Origin of the sequence: Rhodococcus sp. MS16, assembly GCF_013277795.1 — a bacterium.
GTDB classification, from domain to species: domain Bacteria; phylum Actinomycetota; class Actinomycetes; order Mycobacteriales; family Mycobacteriaceae; genus Rhodococcus_F; species Rhodococcus_F globerula.
On the sequence record NZ_VBTM01000001.1, the window covers coordinates 626,705 to 640,104 of the forward strand.

At 61.4% G+C, this 13,400-nt stretch carries 15 protein-coding genes; 11 read left to right on the plus strand and 4 right to left on the minus strand.

What is annotated here, in order from left to right; genetic code table 11:
- Window positions 1-24: 24 nt before the first annotated feature.
- Genes gap through tpiA form a run of 3 tightly spaced genes read left to right on the plus strand, consistent with a single transcriptional unit; the run spans window position 25 to window position 3,068 of the window.
- Window positions 25-1,044, plus strand: coding sequence for a type I glyceraldehyde-3-phosphate dehydrogenase (gap, locus tag FEZ60_RS02985; RefSeq protein WP_033232131.1), 1,020 nt, complete (start codon window positions 25-27; stop codon window positions 1,042-1,044).
- 17 nt (window positions 1,045-1,061) lie between these two features.
- On the plus strand, window positions 1,062-2,273 hold the full coding sequence (locus tag FEZ60_RS02990) for a phosphoglycerate kinase (protein WP_033232130.1): 1,212 nt from the start codon (window positions 1,062-1,064) through the stop codon (window positions 2,271-2,273).
- A gap of 6 nt (window positions 2,274-2,279) precedes the next feature.
- The gene (gene tpiA / locus FEZ60_RS02995) at window positions 2,280-3,068 is read left to right on the plus strand and encodes a triose-phosphate isomerase (RefSeq protein WP_033232129.1); all 789 of its coding nucleotides are present in this window, start codon (window positions 2,280-2,282) and stop codon (window positions 3,066-3,068) included.
- Between the two features lie 66 nt (window positions 3,069-3,134).
- Here tpiA and FEZ60_RS03000 read toward each other — a convergent pair whose 3' ends face one another.
- Window positions 3,135-3,917 (minus strand): tyrosine-protein phosphatase, encoded by a 783-nt coding sequence (locus tag FEZ60_RS03000; RefSeq protein ID WP_033232128.1) that lies wholly within the window; start codon window positions 3,915-3,917, stop codon window positions 3,135-3,137.
- A gap of 186 nt (window positions 3,918-4,103) precedes the next feature.
- On the opposite strand from FEZ60_RS03000, the gene secG reads away from it, so the two are divergent.
- The 6 genes from secG (at window position 4,104) to FEZ60_RS03030 (ending at window position 9,638) form a co-directional block, all read left to right on the plus strand.
- On the plus strand, window positions 4,104-4,337 hold the full coding sequence (gene secG / locus FEZ60_RS03005; RefSeq protein WP_033232127.1) for a preprotein translocase subunit SecG: 234 nt from the start codon (window positions 4,104-4,106) through the stop codon (window positions 4,335-4,337).
- Window positions 4,338-4,411: 74 nt separating this feature from the next.
- On the plus strand, window positions 4,412-7,192 hold the full coding sequence (gene ppc / locus FEZ60_RS03010) for a phosphoenolpyruvate carboxylase (protein ID WP_116103196.1): 2,781 nt from the start codon (window positions 4,412-4,414) through the stop codon (window positions 7,190-7,192).
- Window positions 7,193-7,466: 274 nt separating this feature from the next.
- Window positions 7,467-8,726, plus strand: a complete 1,260-nt coding sequence (locus FEZ60_RS03015) for a helix-turn-helix domain-containing protein (protein ID WP_033232125.1) — start codon at window positions 7,467-7,469, stop codon at window positions 8,724-8,726.
- A 350-nt stretch (window positions 8,727-9,076) separates the two neighbouring features.
- Window positions 9,077-9,220 (plus strand): hypothetical protein, encoded by a 144-nt coding sequence (locus tag FEZ60_RS03020; RefSeq protein ID WP_165826291.1) that lies wholly within the window; start codon window positions 9,077-9,079, stop codon window positions 9,218-9,220.
- 44 nt (window positions 9,221-9,264) lie between these two features.
- Complete coding sequence (locus tag FEZ60_RS03025; protein ID WP_165826289.1) at window positions 9,265-9,408, plus strand: hypothetical protein; 144 nt, start codon at window positions 9,265-9,267, stop codon at window positions 9,406-9,408.
- Window positions 9,409-9,470: 62 nt separating this feature from the next.
- Window positions 9,471-9,638, plus strand: coding sequence for a hypothetical protein (locus FEZ60_RS03030; protein ID WP_165826287.1), 168 nt, complete (start codon window positions 9,471-9,473; stop codon window positions 9,636-9,638).
- A 73-nt stretch (window positions 9,639-9,711) separates the two neighbouring features.
- Here FEZ60_RS03030 and FEZ60_RS03035 read toward each other — a convergent pair whose 3' ends face one another.
- From FEZ60_RS03035 to FEZ60_RS03045, 3 genes are read right to left on the minus strand one after another with little or no spacing between them, the layout of a single operon-like run.
- Window positions 9,712-9,912, minus strand: a complete 201-nt coding sequence (locus FEZ60_RS03035; RefSeq protein ID WP_147307779.1) for a hypothetical protein — start codon at window positions 9,910-9,912, stop codon at window positions 9,712-9,714.
- Window positions 9,913-9,962: 50 nt separating this feature from the next.
- Window positions 9,963-10,640: a hypothetical protein gene (locus FEZ60_RS03040; RefSeq protein ID WP_116103199.1), complete on the minus strand. Its 678-nt coding sequence runs from the start codon at window positions 10,638-10,640 to the stop codon at window positions 9,963-9,965.
- Between the two features lie 43 nt (window positions 10,641-10,683).
- Window positions 10,684-11,040, minus strand: coding sequence for a hypothetical protein (locus FEZ60_RS03045; protein ID WP_116103201.1), 357 nt, complete (start codon window positions 11,038-11,040; stop codon window positions 10,684-10,686).
- Between the two features lie 567 nt (window positions 11,041-11,607).
- Between FEZ60_RS03045 and FEZ60_RS03050 the strand changes: the two genes are divergently transcribed.
- Window positions 11,608-12,183 (plus strand): Chromate resistance protein ChrB, encoded by a 576-nt coding sequence (locus tag FEZ60_RS03050; protein WP_051730339.1) that lies wholly within the window; start codon window positions 11,608-11,610, stop codon window positions 12,181-12,183.
- Window positions 12,180-13,355, plus strand: coding sequence for an MFS transporter (locus FEZ60_RS03055; protein ID WP_242484368.1), 1,176 nt, complete (start codon window positions 12,180-12,182; stop codon window positions 13,353-13,355). The genes FEZ60_RS03050 and FEZ60_RS03055 overlap by 4 nt, the downstream gene beginning before the upstream one ends.
- Window positions 13,356-13,400 lie beyond the last annotated feature (45 nt).

Consider the following 13,400-nt stretch of genomic DNA (forward strand, 5'->3'; position numbering starts at 1 on the left):
GAATCATGGTCAAAGGAGCGAATTGTGACTGTCCGGGTTGGCGTAAACGGTTTCGGCCGTATCGGACGTAACTTCTTCAGGGCGGTGGATGCGCAGAAGGCGCTCGGAACCACCGATATCGAGATCGTGGCAGTCAACGACCTGACTGACAACGCGACGCTCGCTCACCTGCTGAAGTACGACTCCATCCTCGGCCGCTTGCCGTACGACGTGTCGCTCGACGGTGACGACACGATCGTCGTCGGCGATCAGCGCATCAAGGCCCTCGCACACCGCGGCCCGTTGAACGAGCTTCCCTGGGGCGAGCTGGGCGTCGACGTCGTCGTCGAGTCCACCGGCATCTTCACCGACGCAGCAAAGGCCAAGGGACACCTCGAAGCCGGCGCGAAGAAGGTCATCATCTCGGCTCCGGCCAAGGGTGAAGACATCACCATCGTCATGGGCGTCAACGACGACAAGTACGACGGCAGCCAGAACATCATCTCCAACGCCTCGTGCACCACCAACTGCCTCGGCCCCATCGCCAAGGTCCTCGATGACGAGTTCGGCATCGTCAAGGGTCTGATGACCACGATCCACGCGTACACGCAGGATCAGAACCTTCAGGATGCGCCGCACAGCGACCTCCGTCGCGCCCGCGCAGCCGCTCTCAACATCGTTCCGACCGGCACAGGCGCTGCCAAGGCAATCGGCCTGGTTCTCCCGCAGCTGCTCGGCAAGCTCGACGGTTACGCACTGCGCGTGCCGATCCCCACGGGTTCGGTCACCGACCTCACCGCGAACCTGAAGAAGTCGGCTACCGCTGACGAGATCAACGCCGCGATGAAGGCTGCAGCCGAGGGCCCCCTCAAGGGCATCCTCAAGTACACCGACGCACCGATCGTCTCGTCGGACATCGTCACCGACCCGCACTCGTCGATCTTCGACTCGGGTCTGACGAAGGTCATCGACGACCAGGTCAAGATCGTTTCCTGGTACGACAACGAGTGGGGCTACTCCAACCGCCTCGCCGACCTCATCGGCCTCGTCGCCAAGTCACTCTGAGCGGAGTTTCGATAACAGTGGCAGTTCAGACGCTGAAGGATCTGCTGGACGCTGGGGTCGAGGGGCGCACCGTACTGGTGCGTTCCGACCTCAACGTCCCGTTGGATGGCGGAGAAATCACGGACCCGGGCCGCATCGTCGCGTCCGCTCCCACCTTGCGGGCACTTGCCGAGGGTGGAGCGAAGGTCATCGTGACCGCGCACCTCGGGCGCCCCGACGGTCAGCCCGATCCCAAGTTCTCCCTCGCACCGGTTGCCGCGAAGTTGGCCGAAATCCTCGGTCGCAACGTGCAACTCGCCGGTGACGTCGTGGGACAGGACGCGCTGGCTCGTTCCGAAGGACTCACCGACGGTGACGTCCTGATGCTCGAGAACATCCGTTTCGACCCTCGCGAGACCAGCAAGGACGAAGCCGAGCGGGTCAAGCTCGCCAAAGCTCTCGTCGAGCTGGTCGGTGATGACGGCGCATTCGTCTCCGACGGATTCGGTGTTGTTCACCGCAAGCAGGCGTCGGTCTTCGACGTCGCGAAGCTGCTCCCGCACTACGCGGGTTACCTCGTCGGCGCCGAGGTCGAGGTGCTCGCCAAGCTCACGCAGGACGCGGCGCGTCCGTACGCAGTGGTGCTCGGTGGCTCCAAGGTCTCGGACAAGCTGGCCGTCATCGAGGCACTGGCACCCAAGGTCGACACACTGGTGATCGGCGGCGGAATGTTCTACACGTTCCTCGCGGCTCAGGGTGTGTCCGTTGGCAATTCGCTCTGCGAAGAGTCCATGATCGAGACCTGCAAGAGCCTCCTCGACCGGTACGCGGACGTCATCCACATCCCTCAGGATGTTGTTGTCGCGGACTCCTTCTCGGCTGATGCCGAGTCGAAGATCGTTCCGTTCGACAAGATTCCCGACGGCTGGATGGGTCTGGACATCGGACCGGAGTCGGTCAAGCGCTTTGCCGCGATCCTGACCGGAGCCAAGACGGTGTTCTGGAACGGCCCGATGGGCGTGTTCGAGTTCCCGAAGTTCGAAGCCGGCACCCGCGGTGTTGCGGAGGCAATCGTCGAAGCAACCGCCAAGGGCGCGTTCAGCGTCGTCGGCGGCGGCGACTCTGCTGCGGCTGTCCGCCAGCTCGGAATCCCGGACGAAGGCTTCTCGCACATTTCCACCGGCGGCGGCGCTTCCCTCGAATACCTCGAGGGTAAAGAGCTTCCCGGCATCGCAGTACTGGAAGGCTGATCCGACATGGCACGTAAGCCGTTGATCGCCGGCAACTGGAAGATGAATCTGAACCACCTCGAGGCTATCGCCCTGGTGCAGAAGATCGCGTTCTCCTTGCCTGCGAAGTACTTCGACAAAGTGGACGTCACGGTTATCCCGCCGTTCACCGACATCCGTAGCGTCCAGACGCTGATCGAGGGCGACAAGCTCCTGCTCACGTACGGCGCGCAGGACGTCTCCGCTCAGGACAGCGGTGCATTCACCGGCGAGATCAGCGGCTCCATGCTGGCCAAGCTCGGATGCACCTACGTCGTGGTCGGACACTCGGAGCGTCGCACCCTGCACGGTGAGACCAACGAGCTTGTCCTCGCCAAGACCAAGGCTGCCTTGAAGAACGACCTCACACCGATTGTGTGCATCGGTGAGGGCCTCGAGATTCGCGAAGCAGGCAACCACGTCGCCTACAACGTGGAGCAGCTCAAGGGTTCTCTGGCCGGCTTGAGCGCGGAGGAGATCTCCAAGATCGTCATCGCGTACGAGCCTGTCTGGGCAATCGGCACCGGTCGAGTCGCTTCTGCTGAGGACGCTCAGGAAGTGTGCGCAGCGGTTCGCGGCACGGTCGCCGAACTCGCCGACGCTGACGTGGCTGCAGGCGTACGAGTCCTGTACGGCGGCAGCGTCAGCTCCAAGAATGTCGGAGAGATCGTCGGCCAGGCCGACGTCGACGGCGCTCTTGTCGGCGGCGCGTCACTCAAGGCGGACGAGTTTGCCACGTTGTCTGCGATTGCAGCGGGCGGGCCACTGCCTAGCTAGCATGTGATCTGAAAAGAACAGTGGGCGCGTAACCGAAATGGTTACGCGCCCACTGTTTTTGCATTCTCAGGCAACCAGTTTTGAGCCGAGTGCGTCGATGGTGTCGGCGGTGAGGCCGAGTCCGTCGTGCAGATAGTTCTCAATTGACGAGTAGCTGGCGCCCACCTGCTCGAAGGCTGCACCGAGGTAACTCTCCTCGACGGTCAACATGACACGAACCACGTCGGCCCGACCGATCGCAGCCGTTTGAGCAATACGCTCGGCAGCCGCGTCGACGTAAGCCGCGGAGTAGGTGTTGGTGAGCAGATAATCGTCGACGATGGTCTCCTGCGGAACCCCTGCGAGAGTCTGCAGCAACGCTGCTGCCCAACCCGTGCGATCCTTTCCGGCGGTGCAATGGAACAACTGGGGTCCCGGTGTTGTCGCGAGCGCGGTAAGCAATTGGGAGAACCCGGCGCGGGTCGCGTCGTCGGTCACAAAACTGCGATTGAGTTCGCGCATGAAATCCTGCGCAGAGTCGACGGTGCGGATTGCCAGAGCCGAGTTCTGAATTGTTCCCGGAAGGATCGGGATGTGTGTGTACTTGGCTGCCGAGAGAATGGTGTCCGGGGTTTCCGAAGCCTCGGCCTCGGAGCGAACGTCGTAGACGGCGGTCAGGCCCAACGATTCGACAACAGCCAGATCCGCCCCGGTGGGGATGAGGACGTTGGCACGGTAGAAGACACCGCGCCGCATGGTGGTCCCGCTTGATGTCGAGTATCCGTTTCCGGCGACATCTCGGAAGTTGTGGACGGAAGCGAGACGCGGAGTGCTCTCGTGTGTTGTGGGACCAGTGGTGTCGGTGTGCATCAGAACAAGCCTTCCGAAGGTAACGTCGCGTCACTTCGAAACTAGCGGGCCGGAAACTCGGCGTTGTGATCGGTACCACCGAACGAGACAACCTGTCGCACGGGTATGTGGTCGGGTTAGCTGTGATCGCCTGTATGGTGTTATCGGTTGTAGTTGTCCCTATTGGATTGGTGGCCGTAGACAGACATGGAACTGTTCTTGGATATCCTGCTGGTCATCACCAGCTTGCTCTTGATTCTGCTGGTGCTGCTGCATCGGGCCAAGGGCGGCGGGCTGTCGAGCCTGTTCGGCGGCGGTGTCCAGTCCAGCCTGTCCGGATCGACAGTGGTCGAGAAGAACCTCGACAGATTGACTGTTTTCACCGCTCTGATCTGGGTCATTTCGATCGTCGGCATCGGCCTGGAGATCAAGTTCGCCTGATCGCCTCCCATCACGTATTTCACACAGAACCCCGCCATCGAGCGGGGTTCTGCGTTTCCGTTGATAATTGAACGATGACCGAATTCGTCTCGAATCAGCATCGTGAAACACCACGCGAGGCCACCGAGCCACTGCGTGAGGACATTCGGCTTCTCGGCGGGATCCTGGGGCAGATTGTTCGCGAACAGGCCGGCGACACCGTATTCGATCTTGTTGAACGCGCCCGGGTGGAATCGTTCCGAGTACGCCGTTCCGAAATTGACCGCGCCGAACTGGTGTCGTTGTTCGCTGGAGTCAGCACCGCCGACGCTATCCCGGTGATCCGTGCGTTCAGCCACTTCGCCTTGCTCGCCAACCTGGCCGAAGACATCCACCGTGAGCGTCGGCGCGCCATTCACATCAATGCCGGCGAACCACCGCGTGACAGCACACTGGCCGCTACCTACCGCAAACTCGACGGTGCGGACATCAACTCCGCGACTGTCGAAGATGCACTGCGCGGCGCCCTTGTCTCACCGGTCATCACAGCTCATCCGACGGAAACGCGTCGACGGACAGTCTTCGAGACACAGTCTCGCATCACCGAATTGATGCGCTACCGCGAACGCACGGCGTTGAGCGTCGGGGAAACCGCGGACGTCGACCTGGACTTGCGTCGGCAGATTCTTACTCTTTGGCAGACCGCGCTGATCCGGCTCTCGCGTCTACGAATCCAGGACGAGATCGAAGTCGGATTGCGTTACTACGACGCAGCCCTGTTCGAAGTCATTCCCAAAATCAACGCCGAAGTGCGCAAGGCGCTTCGAAGCCGGTGGCCCGACGCAGACCTCCTGCGTGAGCCGATCTTGCGTCCGGGTTCCTGGATCGGCGGTGACCGCGACGGAAACCCCTATGTGACGGGGGAGATCGTGCATCGCGCGACGACCCGAGCGGCGGCCACGGCAATCGAGCATCACCTCGCCGAACTCGAACATCTAGAGCGCGAGCTGTCGATGTCGGCGCGGTTGGTCACGGTGACACCGGAATTGGATCTTCTGGCATCGACCTCGGGTGACGATTCGGTGTTCCGGGCGGACGAACCCTACCGTCGCGCAATCCGAGGAATCCGTGGACGCCTCACCGCCACAGGACTTTCCATCTTGGGGGAGATGCCCGCGCACGGCGGCGACTCCGGGCTGGAGGCATACCGCGAACCCGCGCAACTTCAGCACGATCTAGCTGTCATCGACACGTCACTGCGCCGCAACGGTGACGCGGTGATAGCCGATGATCGCCTCGAACGTTTGCGAGAAGCCGTGGAGGTGTTCGGGTTTCACCTCTCGGGTCTGGACATGCGGCAGAACTCCGAAGTTCATGAGAGCGTCGTTGCCGAGTTGTTGGCCTGGTCGGGTGTTCACCCGGACTATGCGTCGTTGTCGGAATCGGAAAAAGTGGACCTGCTCTCGGCGGAACTGACCACCCGTCGGCCGTTGACGTCGCCGGATGCGGAGTTCTCCGAACTGACGACCAAGGAACTGGCGATCATGCACGCCGGTGCCAAGGCAGTTCGAGTTCTGGGCGCCGGTGCTGTTCCCAACTACATCATCAGCATGTGCAGCTCCGTGAGCGACATGCTCGAGGCCGCGGTCCTGCTCAAGGAGGTGGGAGTTCTCGATCCGGGTGTTGGTGGTGAGCCGTCATGCCCCATCGGCATTGTTCCGCTGTTCGAGACGATCGAGGACTTGCAGGGCGGCGCGGCAACATTGCTTGCCACGCTCGACATTCCGATTTACCGAGCCATCGTGACGTCCCGGGGCAACAGCCAGGAAGTGATGCTCGGGTACTCCGATTCCAACAAGGACGGTGGCTACCTGGCTGCCAATTGGGCGCTGTACCGCGCAGAACTCGATCTGGTCGACGCCGCACGGAAGAGTGGAATCCGGTTGCGGCTCTTCCACGGTCGCGGCGGAACCGTCGGGCGTGGTGGTGGACCCAGCTACGAGGCAATTCTTGCGCAACCTCCCGGAGCTGTCGAAGGTTCGCTGAGGATCACCGAGCAGGGTGAGGTGATCGCAGCGAAATACGCCGAGCCGCGGTTGGCTCATCGCAACCTCGAGACGCTCATCGCTGCGACGTTGGAGTCGACGTTGCTCGACGTCGAAGGGCTCGGAAGCGACGCCGAGGCGGCGTACACCGTTCTGGATGAGCTTGCTGCCCTGGCGCGTACCGCGTACAGCGAATTGGTCCATGACACACCGGGATTCGTCCAGTACTTCGAGGCGTCGACGCCGGTTGCAGAAATCGGGGCACTCAACATCGGTAGCCGACCCGCCTCGCGTAAGCAGACCAAGGCGATCTCCGATCTGCGTGCGATTCCGTGGGTGTTGTCCTGGAGTCAGTCACGTGTCATGCTGCCAGGCTGGTACGGCACAGGCGCGGCATTCGAACGATGGATCGACGGCAAACCGGAGCGTTTGGCGACGCTGACGCGTTTGTACGAGAAGTGGCCGTTCTTCCGGACGGTGCTCTCGAACATGGCGATGGTGATGTCGAAATCCGACATGGGCTTGGCGGCCCGCTACGCGGAATTGGTTCCCGACGTAGAACTGCGTGATCGAGTCTTCGGCATGATCACCGACGAGCATGCGCGAACCGTTCGGATGTACAAGGAGATCACCGGCTACGACGATTTGTTTGCTGATAATTCAGGCCTGGAACGTTCCGTCCACAACCGTTTCCCGTATCTCGAACCGCTCAATCACTTGCAGGTCGAGTTGATCAGGCGATATCGATCAGGTGACGAGAGTGACCAGGTCCGGCGCGGTATTCAGCTGACGATGAACGGCCTGGCTACGGCGCTGCGGAACAGCGGCTAAATAGCGGTCATTTTGCCCACGCCGGGAGCCTCCGGTGCAGTCGGTCGGCGTGACCATGTCATGCCGACCGACCAGAAATCCAAATTGTCTCATTTGACAATTGGACGACCGTTCATGTGGTAGACATCACATCGCCTGACGTAATCGGGAACGGCAGACGCAAGCGGCTAAAGTCCTCAATTCGGGCACCGCGGCGGGTTTCTCATTCCCTGACGCGTCGAGCCGCCGGCCATCGCGCCGCGCGACACTCTTGTCTCGAGGAGGCTTGTCTACGATGTCCACTGCGCTGTTGAATACCTCGGGGCCGCTGATGCTCGGAGGCGAACCCGCCTCCACTGCGGTCCGCGACTTCGTCCCGCTGGCGGCCGAACTTGTGAAGAACTTCTCCCGCGCCAACGCAACCTTCAAAACCCTCAACCTGGAATCCGTTCAGGAGGATTTGGTTGCGGTGACCGCGCAGGGGTTGCAACTGGCGATCCAACTCATGGACCATAGGAAGCTGCCGACCGACCGCGACCTGGACAGTATTCACACCCTGACCGTCCGGCAGGCCCGCCAGGGTGTCCCGCTCAGTGCCATCCTTGCCGTAACAGACGAGGCCATCAGCGTCATTCGGAACCTTATCCTCAGCAGAGCGGGCGTCGAGGACTCTGCCAACCTCAAGGAGCTCAACCACCTCCTGTTCACAGTCGCGCAGCGCCTTCATTCATTCATCTCGGTCAGCTATCTGGCGGCGATCCCTGCCGGCGCCCAGCTCGAGGGGAGCTCCGCCGGCGCCCTCGTCAAAGCCATGTTGGACGGAGACGATCCCACTGATCTTGCGTTGCAGTTGGGTATCGAGCTCGCACCCCGCTATCTCGTCCTGCGGCTCCTCGTGAACCTACCGAAACCCCGGCCGGGGGCCAGGGACGGCGCGCATCAGCGCCTGCAGGCATACCGTGATCTCGCCGCGGCACAAGCCAAGGTTGCTGCCCACTTCGGAGCCAAGTTGCTCGAAGCCCCGGCGCCGCAACGCGGCCTGGTCCTCATCGAGGGCACACCACACTGGGGGTTGGTGTGCCAAGTCGTGCGTCAGGCGACGGCCAAGATCGGGGTGCAGATCACGGCAGTCGGCGAGAATGCCGCACTCGAGGATCTCCCAGCGGCCCAGGCGACCACCCGCGAGTTGGTCCACCTCGTCCGGAGGCTCGGGCTGCCGGCGCAGTCATACCGGATGGAGGACCTCGCGCTCGAGTATCAATTGACCCGGACCGGCCCGGCGCGCGACAGCCTGATCGGCCTACTCAGGCCGCTCGACAGCAACCCTGAACTGTTGCAGACGCTGTCCGTGCACTTGTCGAACGACCAGCACCGGCAGCGCACCGCGTCAGCGTTGGGCCTGCACACGAACACCGTCGACAACCGGATCAAGCGCATTGCACACCTCACCGGATTGGACCCGACTTTGCCCTCTGAGCTGCTTAAACTGCGTGCGGCGATGATCGCACTGACCTTTGTCAGCACCGACGTGGACATCCGTCCAGTGAAATTGTGAAACCTCACATAACTCACTGGTAACAACCCGCTTTTGATGGCTGGACCCCACTTTTCAGTAGACAACCGGGATATAAAAATGTGGCGCGAATCACCGCGCAGACCAGTAACGAAAAAGGGGAAAGACATGATCAACGGCCAGGAAAACGCCCTCCTCGGTGCCTTCTTCGACACGATCCTGCAGCTGTTCAACGCAGGCAGCACCGGAACTGGCTCGACGAACGGCGGCGGCGTCGCCTAGGGACGCATTTCGTGCCCCTGTGCGAGATCCTTCGCACAGGGGCACGTTTCTCGCCCCCACGATCTGAGGGGGTGACCACACCGCCACCCCGCTTAGGCCAGGAGTAATACATGATCGCCTCACCAACGACCGGCGCTTTGGCCGTCGTCATGAACACCGTCCTGCAGATGTTCAACGCGGGCAGCAGCTTTCTCTTCACCAACAACGCTCCGCTCCCCGGCGGCGGCGAAGATCCCACGACGCCCGTGCCCTGATCGCTCCACCCGCTCGCACCGTAACGTCGCAGACAGGAATCATCGTGATCAACTCGCCGTACACCCAGGGCAGCCTGGTCATCGACTTCGGCTCTCTTGCCAGCGCACTCGGTTTCGGAAGTGCCGGCCCGATCGTCTCGTTCGGCAGTGCCGGAAGCATTGAATTCAGTAGTGTCGGCGGACTTTGACAGACCTCACTGTCTCCCACGCACATTCGTATCCACCCGCGAAACAGAAAGCAGGTCTTCCTGTGCCTACAATTCCGCTCACCGGTGACCCCGTCGTGATCAACATAATTGTCCAGCTTTTCAGCGCAGGCAGCAGCAATGCGCTCGCACTGGGCGGTGTCGGGAGCAGCGGTCTCGGTAGCACCGGGCTCGGCAGCTTCGACTCAGCGAGCATGGGCAGCGCCGCATAGCAGCCATCGTTCTGCGTGAACTGCTCCCCGAATCTCGGACTGACAAGTTCAGTTCTGACATTCGGGGAGCAGTTCAGTTCGAGTAGTCTCGCAGCGTGAAAACGAACCCGACTGCAATCGCGGCACCTGCCAAGACGTACACCGCAATCCGCAACCATGTCGGACCGACAAAACTGACGGTAATCGCCGCAGCCAGAGCCACGATGATCATCACGACGCCGTAAGCCGGTGTGCGTTCCGGATGTGCCGCGTGTCGATGCTGCGAATTCTCCACTACTTCACTGTGCGCCACCGGGGTTGGCAGATGCAATGGTGCGCGGTTTGTCAGCGTGAATACAACTGTGTTTCGAGACCTGGGTTCGCGTGGACGGATTTGAGCCGGGCGAGGTCGGCGGACACGACAAGCGTGTCCATCTCGTCGATCCCGGTTGCGCCGCACCAGGTTTGGTCCGCGGGCCACCAAAAGTTCGGGGTGCGCGTCCGTGTGGCGCGGTGTGCGGGGGGCCGGGCTGTCGTGACTACCTGGTAGTTCCACCCCTGCAGGCCATCCGAGACGCGAGCACAACCGCGGATCGGTTCGTCGAGGAACTCGCCCCACCCGTCCCAGAACAGTCCCGATTGCACGTCGTCGAAGTGGTCGTAGACGACATCGATCAGCTCTGGCGGCAGTGACCCCATTTCCGGTTCAGTGTCGAAGATGCCCTCGATTGTCGCGCACGGATCCGGGCGTCCGACACTATTGGGAAACCACGCTCCGACGATCTCGGAAAACTGCGTCCCGACAATCATCTCTGCGCCCACGGCAGTGGCGACCTGAGACCATGTCACCGCTCGAGGCTCGCCGTCGTAATGGATATAGGCCGGGTGCAGGATCCGCAGAACATGCGGGTAACGGTCGGCTAACCAGTGACCAGTCGGTCCTGCGTCGGGGTACGGGTAGGGCGCGAGCCATGTCGCGCTATCGGGCAACGAATCGCCGATCCAACCCAGGCGTGGGGGCATACTGCGATTCTCCATGCGTCGTTGCGGCGCTGCGTGAGTGCGATCAGGAGCAGACTTGTTGGAAAGTTGTGGCGCCCGGTCGTAATAGATAGCGCTTCTCTCTCCCGTCAGCCTCGAAAACAGCTGCGGTTTCGGTTAACCGGGTCATAGTGCCCTTCTGGTACGGGTCGTCCCAACCGGAGGGCGAGTTGTTTCGCCGAGCATCAGTGTTGACCGCTTCCCAGTATTCGCCGGCGAACTTGGCTTCTCGCGCACCGCAGTGGGTGTACATCTTGTAGCTGTAGGCGGTGCCGATTTCAACCTTCTCCGGTGATGGTTCGGACGGAGCGCCGCATCCAGCCAGGCCCGTTGTGAACAGCGCCGCTATGCTCAGCAACTTTGCTACCGAAAGCCTTGTCATACATCGACATTAGCTTTTGGGACTTTAGCTTTTGGTACGTTGATTGATCGCCGCGAGTCAGTGCCAGGTGTTCCACCACTCCGCATTCGACCATTCCACAAGGGGAACCAGCCATGGCGTCCAGATCTTCCAACTGGTACCGAGTCCGTAAGGCGGAATCGGGATCATCACGGCACCTCCTGAACCCAGCGCTGATGGTCTGGTTTATTCACACTACGCGGACGAGTGCTGTGCGACGATCGGCTGATGGCCGAGCGATGGTACGAAAATGAACGGCTCGACCGGTGGTACTTCACAGTGGTGTCGGTCTGGCTGGTCGTCATGATCGGCCCTTCGTATATCGGCGCGGTGACATCGTCGACATCGTCGCCTTCGGGCTGGGATTGGGTGAGTTTCGGTATCTGGCTGGTAGCTGTTGTCGCGTCGACCGTCTTTGCAATTCGATCCTGGCGGAACCGAAACAGACCCACTCAGAGCAGTGTTGGCAGCCCAGATGAGGGTAAGTGAGCGATGCGGATGGAAACGGGCTTCACACTTTGAGATGTAACGGGTGATACATTCTCCAGTGTGAATTCCGAGTCATCCGTGAGTTGGCGGATAATCCTGATCAAGATTGCTGCCGAGCCGACGCGCCACCGTGTTGCCGTGTGGCGAGAACTGCGCAAAGTGGGTGCGTTGTCGATCGGGCAAGGCACCTGGGCTGTGCCCAACGTTCCGGCATTCGCGGCAGGCGTCGACCGTGCGAAAGAACTTGTCGACCGCGCGTCCGGTGAAATTGTCTTCCTCAACGCAACGGGTGCGAGCGAGGAAGACAACTCGCGATTCGCCGCGATGTTCACCGCGGCCCGCGAGGAAGACTGGACCGAATTCCTGTCGGACTGTGCGAAATACGAGGCCGAGCTCGACAAGGAGATCCGGATCCAGAAATTTACACTCGCAGAACTCGAGGAAGAAGAGCAGAGCCTGGACAGGCTTCGTCGCTGGCATCGAGACTTGAAGGCGCGCGACGTATTCGGCGCGAGGAATGCGGAAAGCGCAACGGCGGCGCTCCAGCAGTGCACCCTGCGGTTCGAGGACTACTCGGAGCGAGTGATCAACGCACTGCACTCTCCTGAAGGCATTGACGACGGTGATCTCACATGAGTGACAACAAAGCCCAGGTCGAAGGCGCGCGATGGCAGATGTGGCCGCTGTACGCGGCCGGGTTCACGACTGCATTCGGAGCCCATGCCGTTGCGGCGAACCTCGTGTTCGATCTCGACGATCTGGCGAATTCGCTGCTCTATCTCGGTCTACTGCTGGCCCTGTACGACGGCGCCGAAGTCCTGCTCAAACCTGTGTTCGGCACGCTGGCAGATCGGATCGGCGCAAAGCCGGTTCTGCTCGGCGGGCTCGTCGCGTTTGCCGCAGCATCGTTTCTGTTTGTTGTTGTCGCGGATACGGATTGGTTGTGGTTGGCGCGGCTCGGCCAAGGTGCGGCAGCATCGGCATTCTCGCCGGCAGCTAGTTCTTCGGTTGCTCGATTGACCCGAAAAGGTAAGCACGGCAGTGCCTTCGGAACTTACGGGTTCTACAAAAGTCTGGGCTATACCCTCGGCCCGTTGCTGGGCGGTGTGATCGTGTGGATCGGTGGTCTCACACTTCTGTTTGCAGTCATGGCCGTCCTCGCGCTGGTTGTCGCGATCTGGGCCAAGGTCGTGGTACCTGCGCTTCCGCCGCTACCTCGGGCCAGGCAAACCGTGGTTGATTTGGCTCGTCGCCTGAGTGATCGTCAGTTCCTCGGTCCCACCGCAGCTCTTGCGGCGTCGACTGCCGCACTGTCGGTCGGTGTGGGGTTTCTCCCAGTTGCCGGCGTTGATGCGGGCCTTGGACCGATAGCAACAGGTGCGGCCGTGTCAGTACTGGCGTTGTGTGCGGCATTTGCTCAACCGCGAGCAGGGCGAGCACTCGACGCGGGAAAAATCACCGTCGAGCGAGGTGTGGCATGGGGATTGGTTGTCACCGCCGCCGGTCTGGCGCTTGCCATGATTCCGGGGCTGGTCGGGATTCTCACTGCGGCAGTTGCTGTCGGCATCGGCACCGGCATCATCACGCCCCTCGGCTTTGCCGCACTTGCTGCATCGACGCCCGAGGAGCGCATGGGTCAAACCATGGGTGCAGCCGAACTGGGACGTGAACTCGGTGACGCGGGCGGCCCGCTGATCGTCGCAGGCGTGGCAGCCGTCGCGACACTGACGGCGGGCTTCGGGGTACTTGCCGTAATAACACTGTTGATCGGCGCAGATTCCGCGCGTCAGCGCAACGTCCGTTCATGACGCCGTCGATGCTCCGTGGCTCGGTTGCCGGGAACGTCAGGTTGA